Here is a 23658-nt window from a genome sequence, read left to right as displayed (position 1 = left end):
CTAGCCCTCTGCCGGTCGCACGCTTGCCGTGACATAGTTCACGGACAGATCCTTGTCCGAGATCGACCATGACCAGCCCAGCGGGTTGAACACGAACCCCTTGCGGTCGACCGGATCCAGCCCGGCGTTGCGCAGCAGGTCGAACAGCTCGTCCGGCGTGATGAACTTGTTCCAGTCGTGCGTGCCCTTGGGCAGCCAGCGCATCACGTGCTCGGCCCCGATGATCGCCATCACATAGCTTTTGGGGTTCCGGTTGATTGTCGAACAGACCATCAGCCCGCCCGGCTTCAGCAGAGTCTTGCACGCGCTGAGATAGGACAACGGGTCGGCGACATGCTCGACCACTTCCATGTTCAGCACCGCGTCGAACTGTTCACCCGCCTCCGCCAGCACTTCGGCGGTGGTGTGGCGATAGTCGATATCCAGCCCGGACTGTTCCGCATGGATGCGCGCGACGGGGATGTTGCGTTCCGCCGCGTCGGCGCCGACCACTTCTGCGCCCAGCCGGGCCATCGGTTCCGACAGAAGCCCGCCACCGCAGCCGATATCAAGGATACGCAACCCCTCGAACGGGGTCTTCGCGGACAGGTCGCGCCCGAACTCGGCGGCAATCTGAGAGGTGATATAGCCAAGGCGGCAGGGGTTCATCATGTGCAGGGGCTTGAACTTGCCCTGGGTGTCCCACCACTCGGCGGCCATCGCCTCGAACTTGGCGACTTCGCTCGGATCGACTGTCGACGTTGCGGTACTCATGGTCATAACCTTGGCTTCCACGGATTTGCCCCATGGCAGGGGCGTTTCCGAAACTATATAGGGGACATATGGACAAGGTCGCGACCCAGCGAAAGGGTAACCAACATTTGTACCCGCCCCTCGATCCCTTCGATCAGCGCATGATGGAAGTCGGAGAGGGGCACAAGATCTACGTGGAACAGTGCGGCAACCCGTCCGGCATCCCGGTGATCGTCCTGCACGGCGGCCCCGGCGGCGGGTGCAGCCCCGCGATGCGGCGCTATTTCGACCCCGAGACGTACCGTGTGATCCTGTTCGATCAGCGTGGCTGTGGCCGGTCGCGGCCGCATGCTTCGGTCGAGGACAACACCACGTGGCACCTTGTCCGCGATATCGAGGCGATCCGCACCGCGCTGGATATCGAACGCTGGATCGTGTTCGGCGGATCGTGGGGCGCGACGCTGTCGCTGATCTATGGCGAGACGCATCCCGAACGCGCGGCGGCGCTGGTGCTGCGCGGTGTGTTCCTGATGACCCAGTCCGAGCTAAGCTGGTTCTACGGCGGCGGCGCGGGCAAATTCTTCCCCGAGCTGTGGGACCGGTTCTCGGGACTTGTCCCGGTCGAGGAACGCGACGACCTGATCGCCGCCTACCATCGCCGGCTGTTCAGCGGCGACATCGCCGAAGAGACACGGTTCGCCCGCACGTGGACCGCGTGGGAAAACGCGCTGGCCTCGATCGACAGCGCCGGCATGGGGGGCGACAGCCCTGCCGACTATGCACGGGCCTTCGCGCGGCTGGAGAACCACTATTTCACCAACGCCGGTTTCCTCGAACTGGACGGGCATATCCTGAAGAACGTGGGACGGCTGGAAGGCACGCCCGGCTATATCGTTCAGGGGCGGTACGACATGATCTGTCCGCCGCACTCGGCCTATGCGCTGCACAAGGCGTGGCCGGGGTCCGAGATCCGGATGATCGGACACGCCGGTCATGCACTCTCTGAACCGGGGATTAGTGCCGAACTGGTGTCGATCATGGACCGGCTTCGCCGCGATCCGGTGATCCGCGAAACCGCGGCCTGATGTTCGCGGTAACGCAAGGGTTTACATAAGGCACCTTTTTGTTAACCTGCCAGTCAACAAAAACAAAGACAGGGATCCGGGCGTTTTGCACCCCGTTCTGAAGATTGTAATTCAACGGCTGTTTCTGGGTCTGCTGACGCTTCTGGTGGTCTCGATCGTGATCTTCATCGCGGTCAATTCGCTTCCCGGCGACTTCGCTCAGGCGATCCTTGGACAGTCCGCCACCCCCGAGGCCGTCGCCGCGATCCGCAAAGACCTTGGCCTCGATCAACCTGCCATCACCCGCTATTTCACATGGCTGGGCGACATGGTGACCGGGAACCTCGGGATCAGCTTCGCGCAGGCCAACTTCGCCAGCTTCGTCGGCACCAGCGCGGAAAGCGGATCGGGTCCGGTGACGGTGCTGCAGCAGATCGCGCCACGGTTCCAGAACACCATGTTCCTTGCGGGCGTCACGGCGGTCATCGCGGTGCCGCTGTCGTTGCTGCTGGGCATCCTCGCGGCGCTGTTCCGAAACTCTGTCTTCGACAAGGTCGCCAACGTCGGCGCGCTGAGCGCCGTGTCGAGCCCCGAGTTCTTTCTTGCCTACGTGCTGATCCTGTTCCTTGCGGTGCTGAACCCGGTACTGCCGTCGCTGTCGAACATCTATTCTGACATGGGGTTCGGCGAACGGCTGTTGCGCACGCTGCTTCCGGCGCTGACGCTGACGCTGATGGTGACCGCGCAGATGATGCGGATGACGCGGGCGGCGATCATCAACCTGCTGGCGTCGCCCTATATCGAGATGGCGCGGCTGAAGGGCCTGTCGCCGATGCGGGTGATCGTGAAACATGCGCTGCCGAACGCGCTGGCGCCGATCATCAACGTGATCGCCCTGAACCTCGCGTACCTGATCACCGGCGTCGTCGTGGTCGAGGTGGTCTTCGTCTATCCGGGCATCGGCCAGCTGTTCGTGGACAGCGTGAAGATCCGTGACATCCCTGTGGTGCAGGCCTGCTGCCTGATCTTCGCGGGCGCCTATATCCTGCTGAACCTGATGGCGGACGTGTTGTCGATCATCTCGAACCCGCGCCTGAGGCATCCGAAATGAGCGGCCTGATGTGGATTGTCGCCGCGCTGGTCGTGATCGCGGCCCTGTCGTGGGTGTTCCGGTTCGCCGGTCAGGCCGCCACCGGAAACCGTCCCTATTTCAGGGATATGAGCTATGGCGTCGCTTTCGGCTTCGTACTGGGCGCGGCGATCCTGATCTGGGTGGTCTACACCTTCATCAAGGCGCGCTTCATCCTCGATGAGACGGCGGCCGCGCCCTATTTCTTCTTCATCTTCGCGGTCGAGGGCCTGATCGTCGCGGGCATCGCGGCGTGGCTGTTCCGCGCGGCGGGCCGGCTGGTCGGGACGGGTGGCACGCGCAAGCTGTTCCGGTCGATGCCCCTTACGGCCAGTTTCGGCATCCTTGTCATCATCATCTACGCGATCCTGTCAATCTTCGCGCAGGTCATCGCACCCTACGGTCAGGAAGAGGTCTTCGCCGCCGCGAACACGCTGCCGGGCACCGACCCGATGCATCCGCTGGGCACCGACAATATCGGGCGCGACCTGCTGTCCCGCCTGATCTACGGCGCGCAGAACACCGTGGGCATTGCCTTTGTCACGACCTGTCTCGCCTTCCTGCTGGGCGGCTCGCTGGGCTTTCTTGCCGCGACGCTGGGCGGCTGGCTGGACCAGCTGGTGTCGCGGGCGGTGGACGTGCTGATGGCGATCCCGTCGCTGATCTTCGCGCTGCTTCTGATGACCATCGCCAGCGCGTGGGCCGGCAATCAGGGCTGGCTGCTGACCGTCTACATGATCGTGATCATCGCGGTGATCGATTCCACCCGCGTGTTCCGGCTGGCCCGCGCCGTCGGGATCAACATCGTCGTGATGGATTATATCGAGGCGGCGAAACTGCGCGGCGAAGGGTTGGGTTACCTGATCTTCCGCGAAATCCTTCCGAACGCCTACGCGCCGCTTCTGGCCGAGTTCGGGCTGCGGTTCTGCTTCGTCTTCCTGACCATCGCGTCCCTGTCGTTCCTCGGTGTGGGCATCCAGCCGCCGCTGGCCGACTGGGGCACCATGGTCCGTGACCTTGCGCAGTTCATCAACTTCGCCGCCTTCTCGCCGCTGACCGCCGCGCTGCCGCTGATGGCCGCCGGGGCCATCGCGCTACTGACGGTGTCGGTCAACTTCGTGGTCGACTGGATGCTGCAGAAATCGTCGGGGCTGAAGGAATGACGGACGAAAGACAAACCCTTGTCGAGATCCGCGACCTGTGGATCGAAGGCCGGTCCGACGAAGAGTGGAACCCGATCATCAACGGCGTCGACCTGACCCTGCACAAGGGCGAGGTTCTGGGTCTGATCGGTGAATCCGGCGCGGGCAAGTCGACGCTGGGGCTTGCCAGCATGGGCTACACCCGCGACGGCGTGCGCATTTCGAAGGGCTCGGTCAAGTTCGACGGGATCGAGCTGACGACCGCCTCGGCCGCGAAGAAGCGTGCGCTGCTGGGCAAGCGCATCGCCTATGTCGCGCAGTCCGCCGCCGCCAGCTTCAACCCCGCGCACAAGCTGATCGACCAGCACACCGAAGCGCCGGTGCAGCATCATGTGTCCTCGAAGTCCGAGGCCGTGGCCGACGGGATCGAACTGTATCGCCGCCTGCGCCTGCCGAACCCTGACGAGATCGGCTTTCGCTATCCGCACCAGGTGTCCGGGGGGCAGTTGCAGCGGGCGATGACGGCGATGGCGATGTCCTGCCGTCCCGACCTGATCATCTTCGACGAACCGACCACCGCGCTTGACGTGACCACTCAGATCGAGGTGCTGGCCGCGATCCGGGACATCGTCGAACAGTTCGACACCGCCGCGATCTACATCACCCATGACCTTGCCGTCGTCGCGCAGATGGCGGACCGCATCAAGGTCCTGCTGAAGGGCGACGAGGTCGAGACCGCCGAAACGCGCGAAATGCTGAGCGCGCCGAAAGAGGACTATACCAAAAGCCTTTGGGCGGTCCGCAGCTTCCAGCGCCCGGCCAAGCCCGCGCCCGCGGTAGATGCGACGCCGGTGATCTCTGTCCAGAACATCACCGCCGCCTACGGCAAGATGCCGGTTTTGCACGACGTCAGCTTTGACATTCACGCGGGCCGCACGGTGGCCGTGGTGGGCGAATCCGGCTCTGGCAAGTCCACGACCGCGCGCGTGATCACCGGGCTGCTGCCGCAGACCGATGGCGTGATCGAGTACCGGGGCCAGCCGCTGCCCGCGGACTATCGCAAGCGCGACCGCAACCAGCTGCGGCAGGCGCAGATGATCTACCAGATGGCCGACACCGCGCTGAACCCGCGCAAGTCCATCGGCGAGATCATCGGGCGTCCGGTCGAATTCTACATGGGTCTGCGCGGCCGCAAGAAGCGCGAGCGCGTGCGCGAGCTGTTGAACGAGATCGAGCTTGAGCCCGACCAGTTCATCCACCGCCTGCCGTCAGAGTTGTCGGGTGGTCAGAAACAGCGCGTCGGCATCGCCCGCGCGCTGGCCGCCGAGCCCGAGTTCATCATCTGCGACGAAGTCACCTCGGCGCTGGATCAGCTTGTGGCGGAAGGCATCCTGAAACTGCTGGCGCGGCTGCAGGACGAGCTGGGCCTGAGTTACATGTTCATCACCCACGATCTCGCCACCGTGAAGGCGATCGCGGACGAAGTGGTGGTTATGAAGGACGGCCACGTGGTAGAACACGGACCCAAGGACGACATGTTCAGGCCGCCGCACCATCCCTACACCGATCTTCTGCTAAGTTCGGTGCCCGAGATGGACCCGGACTGGCTGACGAATCTGCTGGCGGAACGCGGTGTCGAGAACATCGGCGATGCCGCCGTAGACAAGATGTAACAAACCCGCGCCACAAAAGGGCCGATGCATCGGCTTGCCGGCGCCAACTAACGACAGAGAGGGAGTTCGAAAATGACACGTTTCACGAGACGCGGACTGCTGCGGACCGGTGCTGCTGCCGGTGTGCTGGCGGCCACGGGTCTGCCGCTGCGGGCGCAAGCCACGCGCGGTGGCCGGCTGCGGATGGGCCTGAACGGCGCCAATACCTCGGACAGCTGGGACAGCCGCACCCATTCCGACATCTTCATGATCTCCGCTGCGCAGGGCGCGGTGTTCGATTCCCTGACGGTGGTCGCCGCCGACGGTTCGCTTGAAGGCGAGCTGGCCGAAAGCTGGGAAACCTCGTCGGACGCGAAGACCTGGACGTTCAACCTGCGTCAGGGCGTGACCTTCCACAACGGCAAGCCTTTCGGCGCAGACGATGTGATCGAGTCGCTGCAGATGCACGTCGGCGAAGGCGTCAAATCCGCCGCCAAGCCGATCGTCGAGGCAATCGCCGAGATGAAGAAAGTCACCGATCACCAGGTGCAGTTCATCCTCGCCGACGGCAACGCCGACTTCCCGTACCTGCTGGCCGACTATCACCTGCTGATCTACCCGGCGGGCCAGATCGACGAGGCCATCTCGAAAGGCATCGGCACCGGCCTGTACCAGGTTGAAAGCTTCGATCCGGGCGTCCGCTTCGTCGGCACCCGTGTGGACAGCCACTACAAGGACGGCACCGCCGGCTGGTTCGACTCGGTCGAAATCATCGCGGTCAACGACATCACCGCGCGGATGAACGCGCTGCTGACCGGTCAGGTCGACGTCATCAACGACATCGACTTCAAGACCGAGTCGCTGCTGGCAGCCAATCCGATGACCGACATCTTCGAGGTCACCGGCAACCAGCAGTTCACCTTCCCGATGCTGACCGACGTGGCTCCGTTCGACGACAACAACGTCCGGATGGCGCTGAAGCACGCGGTCAACCGTCAGGAAATGGTCGACAAGATCCTGCTTGGCCACGGCCGCGTCGGCAACGACAGCCCGATCGGTCCGGCGAACCAGTACTATTTCGCCGACATGGAGCAGCACGCCTACGACCCGGACAAGGCCAAGTTCTACCTCAAGGAAGCCGGGGCCGAGGGCCTGTCGGTGGACCTGAGCGTCTCGAACGCCGCCTTCACCGGCGCGACCGACGCGGCGCAGCTTCTGCAGGCGTCGGCGAAGGCCGTCGGCATCACCATCAACCTCGTGCAGGAACCGGCGGACGGTTACTGGTCGAACGTGTGGCTGAAGAAGCCGTGGTGCGCCTGCTACTGGTCGGGCCGCGCGACCGAGGACCTGATGTTCTCGTCCGCCTACGCGACCGGCGTGCCGTGGAACGACACCCACTTCGAGAACGAGCGCTTCATGGAGCTGCTGGTGAAGGGCCGTGTCGAGTTCGACAGCGACAAGCGCCGCGACATCTATCACGAGATGCAGCAGATCGTGCACGACGAAGGCGGCGCGATGATCCCGATGTTCGCGAACTTCGTGGGCGCCAAGTCGTCGAAGGTCACCAACTCGGGCACCATCGGCAACGTCTACAAGGTCGACAACGGCCGCGTCGCGGAACGCTGGTGGATGGCCTGATAAAAGCCACAGCCTGAAATGAACGGGGCCCGGTGCAGATGCGCCGGGCCCTTTTCCTTGGTCTCGGGGGAAAGGCTTACCGCTTCGCCAGCGCAAGCGCCTCGGTCAGGACCTTCCGGTCGCCGATATGGTTGGCGAGGATCAGTACCAGTTGCGCGTTCAGCGCGTGGCTTTCCGCCTCGGTCAGTCCCTTGTGCGCGGCCAGAAGCTCTTCGTAGAAGGCATCATGATCCGCAAGGTTCGGCGTGTCGATCAAAGCCATCATTTCCCCTTCCACATCGTCTCTATTTCACGCAAAATCGCGTTTGCATCGGGCGATAGCCAGCGCGCCGCGACGACCTGATCGGGGCGGATCAGGTAAACCGCTTGCGACGCCTCGCCAAGATAGCGGGCGCGGATCGTGTCGGTCAGCGGGACCGACAGCACCTCGGCGCCATCGACCTGTGGCGCATCGCAGCCAAGCGCCAGGACGGTGACCTTGCCGCCCAACGCGCCTAGCAGCCAGCCGTTGTCCAAGGGCGCATCCGCGGCCACTGCGCCGGGCCTGGTGCCCTTGGGTAGCGATGGCGCATCAGGGCCGTTCGCGGGATAGACGCAGGGCACCGACAGGCGGCCCGAGTTCACCCACGACCGCGCGAAGGGCGCTTTGGACGCAAGCGCCAGAACCTGATCGCGGAACAGCCGTTCGGCCCCGTCGGCGGGGGTCATGAAGCGGGTGGAGCGGGTCGAGTTCATGATGTTCTCGTCCGAGCCGTAGGTGCGCTCGGTATCGTAGGTCGCCAGCAGATCGCGATCCGCGCGCCCCTCCAGCACCGCGGCCAGTTTCCAGCCAAGGTTGTCGACGTCCTGAAGCCCGCCATTGCCGCCACGCGCACCGAAAGGCGACACGACATGCGCGCTGTCGCCCACGAACAGCACCCGGTCGTGAACGAAGTTCTTCAGTCGCCGGCACTGGAAGGTGTAGACGCTGACCCAGTCCAGCCGGAAATCGGAATGGCCCACGACCTTCTCGATCCGGGGGATCACTTTCTCGGGCTGCTTTTCCTCTTCGGGGTCGGTGTCCCAGCCAAGCTGAAGGTCGATGCGATAGATGTTGTCGGGCTGCTTGTGCAGCAAGGCGGACTGGCCGGGGTGGAAGGTCGGCTCGAACCAGAACCAGCGTTCCGAAGGTGTGTCCGCCGTCATCTCGATGTCGGCGATCAGGAACCGCTCTTCAAAAAGCTCGCCGTCGAAGTCGAGACCCATCATGTGCCGAACCGGAGACCGGGCGCCGTCGCAGGCGATCAGATAGTCGCAGGTCAGCGAATAGATGCCGTCCGGCGTCTCGATATCCACACGGGCTTCGTCGGCGTCCTGATGGACCGTCACCACCTTGTTCTTGAACCGAAGATCGATCATCTCGTTGGCCAGCGCGGCCTCGACGAGGTACTCTTCGACATAATATTGCTGAAGGTTCACGAAGGCGGGCATTTTATGACCCGCCTCGGGCAGCAGGTCGAAGTTGAACACCTCGGTGTCGCGGTGGAAGGTGCGTCCGACCTTCCAGGTCACCCCCTTCTCCACGGACTTATCCCCAACGCCGAGACGGTCGAGGATCTCGAGGCTGCGCTTGGACCAGCAGATCGCGCGGCTGCCGACCGAGACGACGTTGTTGTCGTCCAGCACCACGGACGGAATGCCATGGTTGGCCAGTTCCAGCGCCATGGCGACGCCGATGGGTCCGGCGCCGACGATGACGACCTTGTGGCGCGGTTCGGGGGCGGTCAGGCCCGCCGGGGCGGTGTATTCGAAGGGTCGGTAATCATAGGGCATGGGCTGTCCTCCCGATCAGCCAGATCAGCATGCCGGGCACCACGTGGCCGGCGGCGTAGAACACGGCGACAAGCCGCAGGAACCGTAGAAGCTGCGGAACGGGGTGGCCGAGTTCCGGCTGTCGTATCCGCAGCAAAGGCATCGGCCCCTCATTCGAAATAGGCCCGCGCCGAAGGCACGCGGCCGTCTTCCAGATGGAAGTCATCCAGCTGCGGCGGCGCGATACCGGCGTCCTGCAACTGAACGTGCGCCTGTCCGCGATGGTGGACCTGATGCTGGAACAGGTGCAGCAGCAGCGCGCCGACTTTCTCGGTCACGTCCGGGTTGTGCCCGCGCTCTGTCCGCACCCGGCGATCCAGATCCTCGGGCGCCAGCGCGGCGCAGTATTGCGTCAGCCGCAGATCGGCGTCCGCCTGCAACGCGCCAAGTTCGTGCGGGTTGGTGATGTCTTCCCGGTCATAGACCGAACGGCCCAGCCCGCCCTCCTCCAGCGCGTCGATGTAGTACAGGTCCACCTCGTAGATGTGATTCAGGGTTTTCGAGATCGAGGGAAAGAACCCCGGCCGCGGCGCCGTGAACGCGCCCTCGGGCAGCGCGGCCAGCGCGGCGTAAAGCGTCGCATTGGCCCAAGCGTTGTTAAGCGCCATGGTGCGGTAGGGTTCCATCCGTCTCTAACCCTGCAGCATTTCCCACATCTCGGCGTCGCGCTCGGCGGTCCAGATGCGGGGCGTGTCGATGTCACGGGCCTCGTCATAGGCGCGGGCGACGTTGAACGGCAGGCAGTGCTCGTAGATCGCGTAGTCCTTGAACTTCGGATCGCACTCGGCGCGCACCGCGTCCCACGCTTCCTTCAGCGACCCGCCGCGCAGCGCGACCTTGGCCACCGGAGCGTAGGTCGACTTGACGAAGTCGGTGGTGGAGTCCAGCGCCGCGTTGACCATCTTCTTGCCGACAAGGGCATCGCCGCGGCCGGGTGCGATGGCGTCCACATCCCATGCGCGGATGTTCTCGATGGTGCCGGGCCAGTCATGGAAGTGGCCGTCGCCGCAGTAGCAGGCGGATTTGTATTCCACGATGTCGCCGGTGAACATCACGTTCTGGTCCGGCACGTAGATCACCGCGTCGCCGGCGGTGTGGGCGCGGCCAAGCTGCATGATGTCGACGCGGCGGTTGCCGAGGTAGACGCTCATGCGGCCGTTGAAGGTGGTCGTCGGCCACGTCAGGCCGGGGATGTCTTCGTGCCCCTGGAACAGACGCGGAAAGCGCGCGAACTCGCTGTCCCAGTCTTCTTGGCCACGCTCGACGACCATCGAGCGGGCTTTTTCGGACATGATGACCTGCGGCGCGCCGAAGGCCGAGGCGCCCAGCACGCGCACGGCGTGATAGTGGGTCAGCACGAGATGGGTGATCGGCTTGTCGGTCACCGAGCGCACGCACTCGATCACCTTGTTGGCAAGGCGCGGGGTGGCCTGCGCCTCGACGATCATCACCGAGTCGTCGCCGATGATGACGCCCGAGTTCGGGTCGCCCTCGGCGGTGAAGGCGTACAGCCCGTCCCCGATCTCGGTGAAGCTGACGGTCTTCTCCGCCATGTCGCCCTGCGATGCAAAGGCCTTGGCCATGCGATTTCCTTTCGTATTCACGGACGCCGGAGCGCCTCTAACCTGAGTGTGTTCCGTGACGTGCAGCCGCACGCCTTATCTGTTGGCCCTTGGCAGCCGCATCAGCCCCTTTTGTACGGATCGTCCAGCGCCGGGATGACCGTGCCGGTGCAATCCCCGAAGCCGACGCGATACCCGTCGCCCTGCGCCGCGCCAGACAGGACCAGCGTGTCGCCGTCCTCGATGAAGCTGCGGGTCGAACCGTTGGCCAGCGTCAGCGGTTCTTTCCCGCCCCAGCTCATTTCCAGCAGCGACCCGCGCTCGTCCTTCGAGGGGCCGGAAATCGTGCCGGAGCCAAGCAGATCGCCCACGTTCATCGGCGAGCCCGCCGTGGTGTGATGCGCGAGTTGCTGTGCGGCGGAATAGTACATTTCGCGATAGTTGGTGTTGGCCAGAACCTCGCGCTGATCGGCACTTTCCGGCTGAATAGAGACAGAAAGCGGGATGTCGTACAGCATCGGCCCCGGTTCTTCGAGATAGGGCAGCAGCACGCGTTCCCGGTGCGGCGTCGAGCAGCGGAAAGGTTCCAGCGCCGCTTTCGTGACAATCCACGGAGAGATCGAAGTGGCCGTCGCCTTGGCCTGGAACGGCCCAAGCGGTTGGTATTCCCACGCCTGAATGTCGCGCGCGGACCAGTCATTCAGCAGGACGTAGCCGAAGATCATGTCGTCGGCTTCCTGAACCGTCACCGGCCCGTCCGAGGGCATGCCGACGATTGCGCCCATCTCCAGCTCGATGTCGAACCGCTTGCACGGCGCGAAGACCGGCAGGTCCATGTCCGGGCCCTTTAGCTGGCCCCAGGGCCGCCGCACGTCGGTGCCGCTGACCACGACCGAAGACGCGCGGCCGTTATAGCCGATGGGGATCGACAGCCAGTTCGGCGGCAGCGCATTCTCGGCGCCGCGGAACATGGTGCCGACGTTGGTGGCATGGTGCTTGCCCGCGTAGAAGTCGGTGTATTCGGCCACCTTGAACGGCAGGTGCAGCGTCGCCTCGGACATCTGGACCGAATAGGTGGTCAGTTGGTCCTGCACCTCTTCCGGCGCATCCTCGGCCAGCATGTCCTGCAGCTTCGCGCGGTACGCGGCCCAGACCTGCGGGCCTAGCGCCATGAAGTCGTTCCAGTACGGCGCGTCCAGCACGTCGGCATGCTCGTCGGCGCGCAGGATGCCCGCAGCCTCCAGCCCCGTCGCGTCGATGATGCGGTCGCCGATCGCCACGCCGCAGCGCAGTTCGGCGTCGCCGACAGAGAAGACGCCGTAGGGCAGGTTGTTCAGGGGAAAGTCGGTTTCGGCGGTATTGGCCGAAGCGACCCATGATGTCTTGAGCATGCAGATCCTCAGTCTTCGTCGTCCAGTTCATCCCAAGGGTCCGCCGCCTGCCGCGCGCCATGAACGACGATCAAGGCGATGGCGACCAGAACCCCAAGAACGATCAGGTAGGTCATTTCAGTCTCTGAACAGGCCTATTTCTTGCCCGGCGTCCCGTCGAACTTCTTCTCGAGAGAGGTCCAGCAGTCGATGTAGTCGTCCTGAAGCGGCGCCTCATTGCCGGCGAAGGCGGTCAGGTGCTGCGGGAAGCGGGTCTCGAACATGAAGGACATGGTGTTGTCCAGCTTCTCGGCCTGCAGATCGGCGTTCGACGCGCCCTCGAAAGCGTTCCGGTCGGGACCGTGCGGCAGCATCATGTTGTGCAGGCTCATACCGCCGGGGATGAAGCCCTGCGGCTTGGCGTCGTACTGGCCATAGATGTTGCCCATCAGCTCGGACATGATGTTCTTGTGATACCACGGCGGGCGGAAGGTGTTCTCGGCCACCATCCAGCGCTCGCGGAACAGGACGAAGTCGATGTTCGCGGTGCCCTCGACGCCCGACGGCGCGGTCAGCACGGTAAAGATCGACGGGTCCGGGTGGTCGAACAGGATCGAACCGACCGGGCAGTAGGTGCGCAGGTCGTACTTCACCGGGGCGTAGTTGCCGTGCCACGCCACCACGTCCAGCGGCGAGTGGCCGATCTTGGTCACGTGGAACTGGCCGCACCATTTCACCGTCACGGTCGAAGGTTCTTCGCGGTCTTCGTAGGCGGCGACCGGCGTCTTGAAGTCGCGGCGGTTCGCCATGCAGTTCGCACCGATCGGGCCACGGCCGGGCAGGTCGAACTTCTGGCCGTAATTCTCGCACACGAAGCCGCGGGCAGGGCCGTCGATCAGCTCGACGCGGTACAGCAGGCCGCGCGGGATGATGGCGATTTCCTTCGGTTCTAGGTCGATGATCCCCAGTTCCGTATAGAACCGCAGCCTGCCGTCCTGCGGCACGATCAGCAGTTCGCTGTCGGCAGAAAAGAAATACTCATCCACCATCGACTCGGTCACAAGGTAGATGTGCGACGCCATGCCGACCTGCGTGTTCACGTCGCCGGCGGTGGTCATCGTGCGCATGCCGGTGATCCAGGTCAGCGGCGCGTCGGTCATTTCGACCGGGTCCCAGCGGTACTGGCCCAGCGAGATGACGTCTTCAAGCACGTGCGGCGCGGACTTCCAGTAGGGGACGTCGATCTTTTCGTACCGGTGCGAATGCTTCACCGACGGGCGGATGCGATAGCACCACGTGCGCTCGTTCTGGTGGCTCGGCGCGGTGAAGGCGGTGCCGGACAGCTGCTCGCCGTACAGGCCGTATTCGCATTTCTGCGGGCTGTTCATGCCTTGCGGCAGGGCGCCGGGCAGCGCTTCGGTTTCGAAGTCGTTGCCGAAACCGGGCATGTAGCCCTCGTGCGTGCCGACCGTGGTGGCGGCGCGCTGCATCTCGCGGGGGGTCGCTTGCTTGTTCATGTGCTCCTCCGAAAGCTTGGCGGGCGGCAAAAGGCGGCGCCCGTGGCTTGGCTGCAGATCTATCGTTGCAATTGCAACGATGTCAAGACAAGATACGGTGACGCCTTGCCGGACGGCGGTCCGGGCGTGCGGAGGAGCTTGTAAATGAACGATTTCGACCTTGGTGATTTCCTGCCGTACCAGCTTGCCGTGCTGTCCGAGCGGGTCAGCCGCGACTTCGCGCAGCACTATCGCAGCCGGTTTGGAATCAGCCGTGCGGAATGGCGGGTCATCGCGCATCTGAGTCAGGCGAACGAGGTGTCGGTCCGCGACATTCATCTGCGGGCCGAACTGGAGAAGTCCAAGGTCAGTCGGGCGGCGGCGCGGCTGGAGGCGGCAGGCTATGTCACGAAGACCGCCAACGCGCAGGACCGGCGGCTTGTGTCGCTGGCGCTGACCGACAAGGGTCGCGCGTTGATGGACGAGATGGCGCCGATCGCGGACGCCTTTCAGCAGCGGGCGATGGCGCAACTGGGTGATGACGCAGCGGCGTTTCTTGCCGGAATGCGCGCCTTGTTGCACGATCCCGGTGAAACGCGGGACGACTGACAGGCCCAGACGACGGATCCAAGGGCCGGGGGAGGAGACTATGGACGATATCGTAATTCTGGGCGGCGCGCGGACCGCCATCGGCACCTTCGGCGGATCGCTCGCCGGGACGCCGCCGATCCAGCTGGGCGCGACGGTCGCCCGCGAGGCCATGGCCCGCGCCGGGGTCGAGCCGGGCCAGATCGGTCACGTCGCCTATGGCCACGTCATCAACACCGAGCCGCGCGACATGTACCTGTCCCGCGCCGCAGCCATCGAGGCAGGCATTCCCGACACGACCCCTGCGATGAACGTGAACCGCCTGTGCGGCTCTGGCGCGCAGGCCATCGTGTCGGTCGTGCAGTCCTTGGCGCTGGGCGATGCAAAGTTCGGGCTGGCCGGAGGTGCCGAAAGCATGAGCCGCTCGCCCTATATCGTGCCGCAGGTGCGCTGGGGTCAGAAGATGGGTGACTTCGGCGCGCAGGACATGATGCTCGGGGCGCTGAACTGTCCCTTCGGCACCGGGCACATGGGCGTGACCGCCGAGAACGTCGCGGCAGAGCACCAGATCACCCGCGAGCAGCAGGACGCCTTCGCGCTGGAAAGCCAGGAGCGTGCCGCGAAAGCGATCTCTGAAGGGCGGTTCAGAGACCAGATCGTGCCGGTCGAAGTGAAGATAAAGCGCGACATGGTGCCGTTCGACACTGACGAGCACCCCAAGGCAACCAGCGCCGAGAAACTGGCCGGTCTGCGGGCCGCGTTCCAGAAGGACGGCACGGTTACGGCGGGCAATGCATCCGGCATCAACGACGGCGCGGCGGCGCTGGTTCTGGCGCGCGCCGACGCGGCAGAGGCGGCGGGACTGACGGCGCGGGCGCGGATCACCGGCTATGCCCACGCGGGCGTCCGGCCCGAGGTCATGGGCATCGGCCCGGTCCCGGCGGTGCGCGCTCTGCTGGAAAAGACCGGATTGTCGGCCTCTGACTTCGACGTGATCGAGTCGAATGAGGCCTTCGCGGCGCAGGCGTTGGCCGTGTCGAAGGAACTGGGCCTCGACCCAGCGAAGGTAAACCCCAACGGCGGCGCCATCGCGCTGGGCCACCCGGTCGGCGCGACCGGCGCGATCATCACCGTCAAGGCGCTGTACGAACTGGAACGGATCGGCGGCAAGCGCGCTCTGGTCACCATGTGCATCGGCGGCGGCCAAGGCATCGCGCTGGCGTTGGAGCGGGTTTGATCGTCGGGCACATGGAAGTCGGCTGACATTTACGCATGCACTGTGTTGCACTATGTGTAGCACAGTGTACGTCACATCCAGCTCGGGAACATCACAATGCCATCTCCGCTGAACATCCGCGACATTGGTGCGGATCGAAAGGCCGCGTTGGAGCGGGAAGCGAAAGCCACCGGCGGATCAATCGCGGATGTCGTCCGCGCCTGGATTGACGAGGGCATCGCGCGTGCGCAGGCTGAACGCGAGCGGGAAGCGTGGATCGCGTCGGCGCAGCAGGGGTTATCCGAAGAAGCGTCGCGGCTGGAACGCGACGGTCCCAGCCTGGCGCGGTTCCGGCGGTTCTAGGCACCTGAAATGCAGGGCGCGCTGCATCGGCTGCGGGATGGAAACGAGATCGTGTGCCGGGTGCAGACCGATCTGGGCGTGGAGACAGCCTATGTCCTGTGCGCTCCGGTCGTTCGCCGGTCCGACTGGGGCGCTTTGGTTCCCAAGCTGCACATCCCAATCCAACTGCAGGGTGAAGCGCATGTTCTGCTCATGTCGCAGCTGGTCGCGATTCCGGCGAAGCAAATCGGCCCGGCTGTCGGCGACGCGTCTGCTTGGCGGGATGAGATCGTCGCAGCGGTCGACCTTCTTGTCTCGGGGTTTTAGCGCGGATTGGCTCAATCCAACTGAACCGTCGTCCTTGCCGCGCGACCTTCCGCATCGATGACCGACAGGGTGAAGAACCCGGGGCCGGGGAGTTCGATGACCGTGTCGCGGTCGTGGCTTTGGGTCAGGATCGGTCGGCCGTCGGCAAGCCATGTGAAGGGCGGGATGCCGTCGCGGACCTTGACCGTCAGAAGGTGGTCCGCAGTCTCTATTCTGGCTCCGTCCGGGGGGAAGGCGACGGTCGGTGCGTCCGGATCGTCGCCGAACGCGGCGTCGCGCGTGCGGAAGTGTTTCAGCGGCTCGGGCAGACCGGCGTGGCCGACGATAAGCGTCGACGGCGGCGGAGCGGGAAGGCGGTCGAGCCGGGGTTTCAGCAGCGCGAAAGCCTCGAAGAGAATGGGGGCCGCCACCTCGCCGCCGAAGGCGCCGGGGACGGGGGTGCCATCCGGGCGGCCCATCCACACGCCGGCAACATGGGTCCCGTCGAACCCCAGCGCCCAGGCGTCTCGGTGGCCGTAACTGGTGCCGGTCTTGTAGGCGAGCCCATTGCGGGCTGCGCCGGGGGGCGGCGGAATGTCGGACAGGATGTCGGCGACCATCCATGCGCTTTCGGGTGACAACACCTTGCGCGGCTGATCCGGGATCGGGGCATCCTGCCGGACGTGGATCGGAACCGCTTCGCCGTCGTGCGCGAGGCTGGCGTAAAGACGGATCAGCCCGTCGAGGCTGACGCCGATCCCGCCCAGTGCGACGGCAAGGCCGGGGTTGGTGCCGGGAAACTCGGTCTGGGTTCCCGCGCGGCGCAGGTGGACCAGCAGGCGGGCGGGGCCAAGCGCATCAAGCAGCTTCACCACCGGGATATTCAGCGACATCGCCAGCGCGTCGCGGATGCGGATCGTACCGCGAAAGGCGCCGTCGAAGTTCTGCGGCTTGTAGCCGGCGAACGCGGTGGGCCGGTCCTCGATCAGCGTTTCGGGATGCGCCAGCCCCCGGTCGAAGGCCAGCCCGTAGATCAGCGGCTTCAGCGTGGACCCGGGCGAGCGCATGGCGCGGGTCATGTCGACGAAGCCCTCGCGGTCATCATCGGCGTATCCGGCAGAGCCGACCGAGGCGAGGAGCTCTCCGGTGGTGTGGTCGGCAACCATGATGGCAATGGATTGGCGGCGGCCCGCGTCGTGGGCGGCGCGTTCAGCAAGCGTTTCCAGCCGCGCCTGAAGCGCGGCGTCAAGCGTCAGGCGGTGGATCTGCGTCGACGGATCTTCGGACCGAAGACGGTCGGTCAGGTGGGCGGCAAGCCGTGGAAAGTCGATGCGGCGGTCCGGCACGGGTTCCGTCATCGCGGCGCGGCGGGTGTCGTCGGTCAGAACGCCGTCACCGACCATGCGCGCCAGCACCCGGTCACGGGCGTCGTGGGCGGCGCCGTGATAGCGGTCGGGGCGGCGCCGCTCGGGGGATTGGGGCAGCGCGACCATCAAGGCGGCCTCGGCCGGAGTCAGGCGCCGGGGTTCCTTGCCGAAATAGGCGAAGGTGGCGGCACGGACGCCTTCGAGGTTGCCGCCGAACGGCGCTCGGTTGACGTACAGCGCAAGGATCTGCTGCTTGGTCAGGTGCCGTTCCAGCGCCAGCGCAAGACGCAACTGCCGCAGCTTTCCGTGCCATTCACCGGTCGGTCCGTTTTCCAGCAGCCGTGCGACCTGCATTGTCAGGGTCGATCCGCCCGAAATGATGCGCCCGTTCCGCAGGGCCTGCCCGACCGCGCGCAGCATCGCCGCCGGATCGACGCCGTGATGGCGGTAGAACCGCTTGTCTTCGTAGGCGATCAGCATATCGAGGTATCGCGCGTCGACGCCGTCCAGCGACACGTCCAGCCGCCAGCGCCCGTCGGCCACGGTATAGGCGCGCAGCAGGGTGCCGTGGCGGTCCAACATCTCGACCGAGGTTTCGACCACCAGCGGCGGCAACACCGTCGCGTCAACCCATTGGTCGAAGGCGTCCCGGCCAAGCGCCGTCAGGAACAGCGCCAGCGCCAGAACGAAGGGCGCCGCCCGTGTCATTGCGTGACGGTCACGCGGCCCGCGTCGCTGTGCGCACGGTACTCGGGGCGGTACATATCCTCGACCGAGGCGGCGGGGTGGTGGTAGTCGCCCGGCGACACCGCGCGGACGATATAGCCAAGGCGGAAGGGTTCGTCGGTGAACCAGTCGATGGCGGCGACGAACCGGTCCTGCCGGAATTCGGCGGTGCGCACGTCTTCCTCGAGGTCTAGCCAGTTCAGCGCCTGCACGTCACCGCCGCGCATCAGGTTGGGGTTGTCGATCTCGAACCCGGCGGGCAAGGGATCGTCGACGATCAGCCGAGCTTCGGCCTCGGCATGCGGGGTGACGGTCAGCACCGCGACCAGCCGGGTGCCCTGTTCGACCTCGGAGGGATCGACGGGAGAGCCATCCATGTCGAAGTAGCGTCGCGAGATCGAGTAGCCTTTGCCAGAGGCAGCGGCAGGAACCTCGGGGACGCCGAAGGTGGTCAGCGTGATCGTGGTCTCGTTCGCGCCCTCGTTCTTCACGGCCAGCGAGGTGAAGGCGGTGTCGTCTTCGACCACCCGCACCAGCGGACCCTCAAGCGCCGTGCCGTTCAGCGTCAGCGTTCCCAGCGCGTTGGTGTCGAGAACCGCGTGCGTCGCCAGCAGCGACCAGACCTGTTCCTGTGTCGACAGGTGACGGTCGGTGGCGACGGGGGCGATGCTGTTCAGCATGGTTTCGGCATCCACCGCGCGGCTTCCGGATTCGACGGCAAGTGTCAGAACTGCGGCTCTATCCCGAAGATTAGTGCCATAGTCGGCGCGCCAGACGTGTTGTTCGGGGCTTTCGCCCGCGATCATCTTCGCGGCCAGCCCGAACATGCGGTCGGCGCGGGTCGGATCGCCATAGGCGGCCAGCGCGGCACCGACCTGTGCGACGGCCAGCGGCGAGCCGAAGGCGCTGGATTTCACGTCGGCGTAATAGCGCAGGTCACCGATGGACGCCGCGCCTTCGCGGGCCAGCACGTACAGCGCATAGGCCACATCCTCGCCTCCGTCGTCGAAGTCGGGGGCGTAGTTCACGCGGTTGCGCAGGTTGTCGAGGGCGTTGCGGAAGGCGATCTCGGGCACATCGTGACCGGCGGACCTGGCGCGCGACAGGAAGTCGGTGACATAGGCGTCCAGCCAGAAGTCACCCGACTCTGCACGCCACAGGCCGAAGGCGCCGTTCGGGGCCTGCCGGGTCAGGACCCGGTCGATGGCCTGCGTGATGCGCTCGTCCAGAGCGTGACGTTCGTCCAGTCCCATCGCCTGCGCCACGGCGTTCATGTACAGAAGCGGCAGCGCACGGCTGGTGGTCTGCTCGGTACAGCCATACGGATAGCGGTCAAGCGCGGCCAGCAGGCCCGGCGCGTCCATCCGTGCAATCGGCCCGGCGGCGAGCGTGGCCGAGGCGGTGCCGGCGCGGAAGCCGGTGAACACGTCCTTGTCCAGCGTGAAGGTATCGCCGGCGGCCAGTTCGAAACGGCTGGTCTGGGTGATCTCGGGGTCGTTGACCTGTACGGGCAGGGTCAGTGTCTTGGTCAGGACCTTCCCGCCCGGTGTGGACAGCGTGACGTCAACGGTGTGGATGCCGGGCGCGTCGGCAGTCACCGGGAATTCCATCACCACCTTGCCCTCTTCCTCGATCTCGAAGCCCGAGGGGACGGCGCGGTTCAGGCGCAGGCCGTCCGCCGCGACATCCAGCCCGACGCGACCGGCGGGGCCGCTGGCGTGGACGATTTCGAGCAGAAGCCGAGAGGTGTCGCCGGGGGCCATGAACCGAGGCAGGCTGGCGGTGACGACCACGGGATCGCGAACCAGCACATCCTGTTGCGCCTCGCCCACGCCGGTCGGCGACCACGCAACGGCCATCAGCTTGACGGTGCCGTTGAAGGACGGAAGCTCGAATTCGGTGCGGGCATAGCCGTCGGCATCGACCTTCAGCGGGCCGGTGAAGAAGGCGACCAGTTCTTCGGTCGGGGGCGGCGCGGTGCTGCCGGCGGCGGCGTTGAAGTCGCCGCCCGAACGGACGTTGCCCATGCTGCCCGCCATGCCGTCGATCAGGCGGCCGTAGACGTCGCGCAGGCCCATTCCCAGCTTTCTTTGCCCAAAATAGTGACCACTCGCGTCCGGTGCATCGAAGCCGGTGATGTTCAGGATACCCACGTCGACGGCGGCGATGGTGACGTAGGCGTCTTCGCCCTCGGCCACGCCGTCGACCTTGACGGCGACGTCCATCGTGCCGCGCGGATCGGCTTCGGTGGCCATGTCGAACGCGACGTCTAGCTTGTGCGGGCCGGGGTCGACGGCGGCATGGGCGACGCCCAGCGCGCGGGCGGGATTGCGGCCCGCGTCCACGTCCATCGGACGGATCGCCGACACGGTGACATAAGCGCCCGCGCCCCATTCATCGGTCACGGGAAGGTCGAAGGTGTTCTCGCCCTCGACCAACTCGACGGCCTGCATGTCGATCAGTTTGTTCGAGACCACGGTGATCAGACCCTTGCCCGGCGCGCGCGGCACGACGCGCAGGGTGGCGGTGTCGCCGGGGGTATAGCTTTCGGCGTCCAGCGACAGTTCCAGCAGGTCGGGCGTGGCCGAGGCGTCGGCACCGCCGTACCAGCCCGCATAGAACTCGGACGAAGCAGCGACATAGTCGGCGCCGGTGGCCTCTACCTTGATCTCGTAGCGGCCCCATTCGACCGGCGCTGCGATGGTGGCGGGGACATCGCCAAGCGACGTGTCGCCCTCGGCGACGATGGTGCGGCGCGTGACCGGTTCCCAGTCCCAATAGCCATCGTAACTGTACCACTGATAGCGGGTTTCGACCTTGCTGACGGTCCAGTGCACGTCCATCGCGGTGCGGGCTTGCGACTCGTCCAGCGCGATGACGGTGAACGTCGCTTCGGAATTCTCGGACAGGGTGCCGTCGAAGCCGGGTTTGATGCCGATGACGGCGCCAGTTGGCACCACTGAATGCGACAGGGTGCGTTCCACCGGGCGGCCCGAACCCTCGGCGATCCGAACCGTCACGTCGGCCTGCATCGGGCGGAAGTTGGGGGCGAGTTCCGGCAGTTCAAGACTGATGGTCGCCGCGCCAGAGGGGTCGGTGCGGATGTCGGACGGGAAGTACCAAGCCTCGGTCGGGACTTCGGTGTCGTAGCGCCCGAATTCATATCCGGGGAAGGCGTCGAGCGTGCGGGTCGACCGCAGCATCAGGTCGCCTTCGACCGCAAGATCGCCAGCGGGCGCACCGAACAGATAGTCGGCCTGCACCGACAGCGGCGCGTAGTCCCCCGGCACCAGCGGCGCCTCGGGCAGCGACAGGTCAAAGTCGATGCGTTCAGGCAGAAAATCCTCGACCAGTACGCGGGTCGAGGCGATGGCGGGCAGGTCGGGGTCGCTGTGGATGTCCAGCCGCCACGCGCCACGCGGCGCTTCGCCAGAGGTGGTGAAGCTGAAGACGTGGCCACCGGCGACCGGGTCGACGGACAGCGCGCGCGCGTATTCCACGCCGTCGGGCCGCATCAGGACGGCGACCAGCGGCAGCCCCTCGATCGCCTCGGCCTCTGCATCGCGGGTCAGGACGGTCGCGTTGATCGTCTCGCCCGCGCGATAGGCGCCCCGGTCGGTGGTCAGGAAGGCATCGACGGCGCCGGCGGGCTCGCGCCCCTCGACGCCGCGGTCGCTGAGGTCGAACTCGGGGTCGGTCAGCGACAGGAAGGTCAGGTCGTCACCGGCGCGGGCCAGCACCATCGCGGGGGTCGCGCCGCCGGTGCCGTTCATCAGGCCGGGCGCGAACATCGCATAGCCCTGCGCGTCGGTGGTGACGGTGCCCAACTCGGCGTTGGCACGGGACAGAAGGGTCAGTTCGACGCCTTCCGAGGCCTCCGCCGTGCCGAAAGAACGGGTGAAGACGTGCAGCCCGTCGACGCCCTGCATGGTGGCAAGTCCAAGGTCAGAGACCACGAACCACTGGGTCGCCGCCGGATCGTCATAGGGATCGGCGCCGGGGATGGCGGCCTTGAGGGCATAGATGCCCGGCTCTAGATCGCCGACCACCTCGGTCAGCGGCAGGCGGGTGGTGACGGCGGTATTCAGCTCGGTCCCAACCTCGCCGGTGCCGGTCCAGACGGTCGAGGCGACGGTGTCCGCAAACTGTTCGTCGGACCACGGCGACAGCGGGCGGCCGAACCAGCCTTCCTGTATCGCGCGCAGGATCGAGCGTTCGCTGACCCGGCGCAGGGTCAGTTCGAGGTCGGTCAGGTTCACCGTCTCGACCGGGATGTTCACCTCTCCGGTCGCGGGCAGGATATAGGCGCGGCCCGGGAAGCGGACGGCGGGGGACCGGTCGCGGACGTAAAGGTTCAAGGTGACGTTCTTCGCCAGCTCCTCTCCCGTCGCGGCGGGCAGGCCCTCGCGGAAAGTGACCTGATAGCGTTCGCCATGCTCGACACCCTCGATGCACAGGCGGCGCTGGTCGGGTTCGACGGTCATTCCGGACGACGGAAGCTGCACGAAGATCGAGTAATCGACACCGGCCTGCACGAGATCCTCGGAGAACTCGGCGCAGACGCGGGGGCGTGCGCTGTCGCTTTCCACGTCATGCTCGACGACTCGGAAGCCGTATTTGCCGATGGCGTCCTCCAGCAAGTCGGCGGTGTCGGTGCGGGGCGTCACATCCTGCGCCAGCCGCAGCGCCGGGATCATGTCGCGGCCCCGTCCGGTGGCCTCCAGCGCCTCGGCCAGCACAAGCAGCGCGTTGTGCCGCACCGGCGGCGTGTCGGCGCGCAGGTAGGCGTTGATCGCGGCGGACATCGCGCGGTTGCGGTAGGTGCGCCGCTCGCCGGATTTGTCCGTCTGGATCGCCAGCGCCAGGCGGGCGTACTCGGTCCAGTGGTCGGGCGCGTCGCTTAGGACCGTTGCGGCGCCGGTGAAGCGGTAGGCCGAGACGATGTTGCCGTTCTCGCGCGCCTCGGCGGCGGATTGCAGCAGGTCGTCGATGGTCCAGTCATTCGGCACGTGGGTGTTCGTCAGGTCCAGCGCCATTTCACGCGCGTTGGCCAGGTCGCCGTCGTTCAGGAAATCCAGCTCGGTCGCGCGGGTCTCGCCAAGCGCCAGCGTCGCGGGCGGCGTGACAAGGACGCGGCCCGAGAAGGCGCCTTCGTAGATGGACAGCTCGCCGATCTCGGACTTGGGGAAACAGGCGCGCGATTTGCCGTTGTAGGTGAAGGCCATGCAGTCGGCTTCGGCCAGACATGCCGCCTCGCAGGCGTTTAGCGTGGTGTCGAATATCGTCTGGATGTCACCGCCGGGAATGTCGGTGTCGCGGATCAGGCTTAGCCGGCGTTCCGGGATGGGGCTGTCAGCATGAGCGATGGTCGCAAGCAACAGGGGGACCATGGCCAGAAACGGACCGAAACGCATAACATGCTCCTCACCTTCTAAAATCTCTTGTCCGGACCGTCGCATGCGCGCACCGGCGGAGGC

At 65.6% G+C, this 23658-nt stretch carries 19 protein-coding genes; 9 read left to right on the top strand and 10 right to left on the bottom strand.

Annotation, left to right across the window (positions count from 1 at the left end; all coding sequences use genetic code 11):
- On the bottom strand, window positions 1-753 hold the full coding sequence (gene ubiG / locus ACP156_RS09010; RefSeq protein WP_425050981.1) for a bifunctional 2-polyprenyl-6-hydroxyphenol methylase/3-demethylubiquinol 3-O-methyltransferase UbiG: 753 nt from the start codon (window positions 751-753) through the stop codon (window positions 1-3).
- A gap of 68 nt (window positions 754-821) precedes the next feature.
- On the opposite strand from ubiG, the gene pip reads away from it, so the two are divergent.
- From pip to ACP156_RS08985, 5 genes are all read left to right on the top strand, one after another.
- Complete coding sequence (gene pip, locus ACP156_RS09005) at window positions 822-1817, top strand: prolyl aminopeptidase (protein ID WP_425050980.1); 996 nt, start codon at window positions 822-824, stop codon at window positions 1815-1817.
- An 85-nt stretch (window positions 1818-1902) separates the two neighbouring features.
- Window positions 1903-2907 (top strand): ABC transporter permease, encoded by a 1005-nt coding sequence (locus tag ACP156_RS09000; protein ID WP_425050979.1) that lies wholly within the window; start codon window positions 1903-1905, stop codon window positions 2905-2907.
- On the top strand, window positions 2904-4088 hold the full coding sequence (locus tag ACP156_RS08995; RefSeq protein ID WP_425050978.1) for an ABC transporter permease: 1185 nt from the start codon (window positions 2904-2906) through the stop codon (window positions 4086-4088). Before ACP156_RS09000 ends, ACP156_RS08995 begins: the two co-directional genes overlap by 4 nt.
- Window positions 4085-5740: an ABC transporter ATP-binding protein gene (locus ACP156_RS08990; RefSeq protein WP_425050977.1), complete on the top strand. Its 1656-nt coding sequence runs from the start codon at window positions 4085-4087 to the stop codon at window positions 5738-5740. Before ACP156_RS08995 ends, ACP156_RS08990 begins: the two co-directional genes overlap by 4 nt.
- Before the next feature lie 72 nt (window positions 5741-5812).
- The gene (locus ACP156_RS08985) at window positions 5813-7357 is read left to right on the top strand and encodes an ABC transporter substrate-binding protein (RefSeq protein ID WP_425050976.1); all 1545 of its coding nucleotides are present in this window, start codon (window positions 5813-5815) and stop codon (window positions 7355-7357) included.
- Between the two features lie 76 nt (window positions 7358-7433).
- Here ACP156_RS08985 and ACP156_RS08980 read toward each other — a convergent pair whose 3' ends face one another.
- The 7 genes from ACP156_RS08980 to hmgA form a co-directional block, all read right to left on the bottom strand.
- Window positions 7434-7622, bottom strand: coding sequence for a DUF2783 domain-containing protein (locus ACP156_RS08980; RefSeq protein ID WP_425050975.1), 189 nt, complete (start codon window positions 7620-7622; stop codon window positions 7434-7436).
- Window positions 7619-9169, bottom strand: coding sequence for an FAD-dependent oxidoreductase (locus tag ACP156_RS08975; protein WP_425050974.1), 1551 nt, complete (start codon window positions 9167-9169; stop codon window positions 7619-7621). The genes ACP156_RS08980 and ACP156_RS08975 overlap by 4 nt, the downstream gene beginning before the upstream one ends.
- On the bottom strand, window positions 9159-9311 hold the full coding sequence (locus ACP156_RS08970) for a hypothetical protein (RefSeq protein ID WP_425050973.1): 153 nt from the start codon (window positions 9309-9311) through the stop codon (window positions 9159-9161). The genes ACP156_RS08975 and ACP156_RS08970 overlap by 11 nt, the downstream gene beginning before the upstream one ends.
- A gap of 7 nt (window positions 9312-9318) precedes the next feature.
- Window positions 9319-9834, bottom strand: coding sequence for a DinB family protein (locus tag ACP156_RS08965; RefSeq protein WP_425050972.1), 516 nt, complete (start codon window positions 9832-9834; stop codon window positions 9319-9321).
- A 6-nt stretch (window positions 9835-9840) separates the two neighbouring features.
- A complete protein-coding gene (locus ACP156_RS08960) occupies window positions 9841-10791 on the bottom strand; it encodes an MBL fold metallo-hydrolase (protein WP_425050971.1) in 951 nt (316 codons plus the stop codon).
- Between the two features lie 101 nt (window positions 10792-10892).
- On the bottom strand, window positions 10893-12161 hold the full coding sequence (gene fahA, locus ACP156_RS08955) for a fumarylacetoacetase (RefSeq protein ID WP_425050970.1): 1269 nt from the start codon (window positions 12159-12161) through the stop codon (window positions 10893-10895).
- 134 nt (window positions 12162-12295) lie between these two features.
- A complete protein-coding gene (gene hmgA, locus ACP156_RS08950; protein ID WP_425050969.1) occupies window positions 12296-13657 on the bottom strand; it encodes a homogentisate 1,2-dioxygenase in 1362 nt (453 codons plus the stop codon).
- Between the two features lie 144 nt (window positions 13658-13801).
- On the opposite strand from hmgA, the gene ACP156_RS08945 reads away from it, so the two are divergent.
- From ACP156_RS08945 to ACP156_RS08930, 4 genes are all read left to right on the top strand, one after another.
- Window positions 13802-14245: a MarR family winged helix-turn-helix transcriptional regulator gene (locus ACP156_RS08945; RefSeq protein WP_425050968.1), complete on the top strand. Its 444-nt coding sequence runs from the start codon at window positions 13802-13804 to the stop codon at window positions 14243-14245.
- 40 nt (window positions 14246-14285) lie between these two features.
- Window positions 14286-15461 carry an acetyl-CoA C-acyltransferase family protein gene (locus ACP156_RS08940; protein WP_425050967.1) on the top strand — a complete coding sequence of 392 codons (1176 nt, stop codon included), beginning with the start codon at window positions 14286-14288 and terminating at the stop codon, window positions 15459-15461.
- A 96-nt stretch (window positions 15462-15557) separates the two neighbouring features.
- The gene (locus ACP156_RS08935) at window positions 15558-15803 is read left to right on the top strand and encodes a hypothetical protein (protein ID WP_425050966.1); all 246 of its coding nucleotides are present in this window, start codon (window positions 15558-15560) and stop codon (window positions 15801-15803) included.
- A 9-nt stretch (window positions 15804-15812) separates the two neighbouring features.
- The gene (locus tag ACP156_RS08930) at window positions 15813-16109 is read left to right on the top strand and encodes a CcdB family protein (protein ID WP_425050965.1); all 297 of its coding nucleotides are present in this window, start codon (window positions 15813-15815) and stop codon (window positions 16107-16109) included.
- Window positions 16110-16120: 11 nt separating this feature from the next.
- On the opposite strand, the gene pbpC is transcribed toward ACP156_RS08930, so the two are convergent.
- Entirely contained in the window at window positions 16121-18163 is a 2043-nt protein-coding gene (gene pbpC / locus ACP156_RS08925) for a penicillin-binding protein 1C (RefSeq protein WP_425050964.1), read from the bottom strand.
- Entirely contained in the window at window positions 18160-23595 is a 5436-nt protein-coding gene (locus ACP156_RS08920; RefSeq protein WP_425050963.1) for an alpha-2-macroglobulin family protein, read from the bottom strand. Before ACP156_RS08920 ends, pbpC begins: the two co-directional genes overlap by 4 nt.
- Between the last annotated feature and the right edge of the window lie 63 nt (window positions 23596-23658).

The sequence above is a fragment of the Psychromarinibacter sp. S121 genome (assembly GCF_049801035.1).
In the GTDB taxonomy this organism is placed as follows: domain Bacteria; phylum Pseudomonadota; class Alphaproteobacteria; order Rhodobacterales; family Rhodobacteraceae; genus Psychromarinibacter.
This window is presented reverse-complemented; position numbering and strand designations above follow the sequence as displayed.

Coding starts and splice junctions, on each gene's coding strand:
- ubiG (WP_425050981.1), bottom strand. CDS start 753: ATGAGTACCGCAACGTCGACAGTCGATCCGAGCGAAGTCGCCAAGTTC.
- pip (WP_425050980.1), top strand. CDS start 822: ATGGACAAGGTCGCGACCCAGCGAAAGGGTAACCAACATTTGTACCCG.
- ACP156_RS08995 (WP_425050978.1), top strand. CDS start 2,904: ATGAGCGGCCTGATGTGGATTGTCGCCGCGCTGGTCGTGATCGCGGCC.
- ACP156_RS08990 (WP_425050977.1), top strand. CDS start 4,085: ATGACGGACGAAAGACAAACCCTTGTCGAGATCCGCGACCTGTGGATC.
- ACP156_RS08985 (WP_425050976.1), top strand. CDS start 5,813: ATGACACGTTTCACGAGACGCGGACTGCTGCGGACCGGTGCTGCTGCC.
- ACP156_RS08980 (WP_425050975.1), bottom strand. CDS start 7,622: ATGATGGCTTTGATCGACACGCCGAACCTTGCGGATCATGATGCCTTC.
- ACP156_RS08975 (WP_425050974.1), bottom strand. CDS start 9,169: ATGCCCTATGATTACCGACCCTTCGAATACACCGCCCCGGCGGGCCTG.
- ACP156_RS08970 (WP_425050973.1), bottom strand. CDS start 9,311: ATGCCTTTGCTGCGGATACGACAGCCGGAACTCGGCCACCCCGTTCCG.
- ACP156_RS08965 (WP_425050972.1), bottom strand. CDS start 9,834: ATGGAACCCTACCGCACCATGGCGCTTAACAACGCTTGGGCCAATGCG.
- ACP156_RS08960 (WP_425050971.1), bottom strand. CDS start 10,791: ATGGCCAAGGCCTTTGCATCGCAGGGCGACATGGCGGAGAAGACCGTC.
- fahA (WP_425050970.1), bottom strand. CDS start 12,161: ATGCTCAAGACATCATGGGTCGCTTCGGCCAATACCGCCGAAACCGAC.
- hmgA (WP_425050969.1), bottom strand. CDS start 13,657: ATGAACAAGCAAGCGACCCCCCGCGAGATGCAGCGCGCCGCCACCACG.
- ACP156_RS08945 (WP_425050968.1), top strand. CDS start 13,802: ATGAACGATTTCGACCTTGGTGATTTCCTGCCGTACCAGCTTGCCGTG.
- ACP156_RS08940 (WP_425050967.1), top strand. CDS start 14,286: ATGGACGATATCGTAATTCTGGGCGGCGCGCGGACCGCCATCGGCACC.
- ACP156_RS08935 (WP_425050966.1), top strand. CDS start 15,558: ATGCCATCTCCGCTGAACATCCGCGACATTGGTGCGGATCGAAAGGCC.
- ACP156_RS08930 (WP_425050965.1), top strand. CDS start 15,813: ATGCAGGGCGCGCTGCATCGGCTGCGGGATGGAAACGAGATCGTGTGC.
- pbpC (WP_425050964.1), bottom strand. CDS start 18,163: ATGACACGGGCGGCGCCCTTCGTTCTGGCGCTGGCGCTGTTCCTGACG.
- ACP156_RS08920 (WP_425050963.1), bottom strand. CDS start 23,595: ATGCGTTTCGGTCCGTTTCTGGCCATGGTCCCCCTGTTGCTTGCGACC.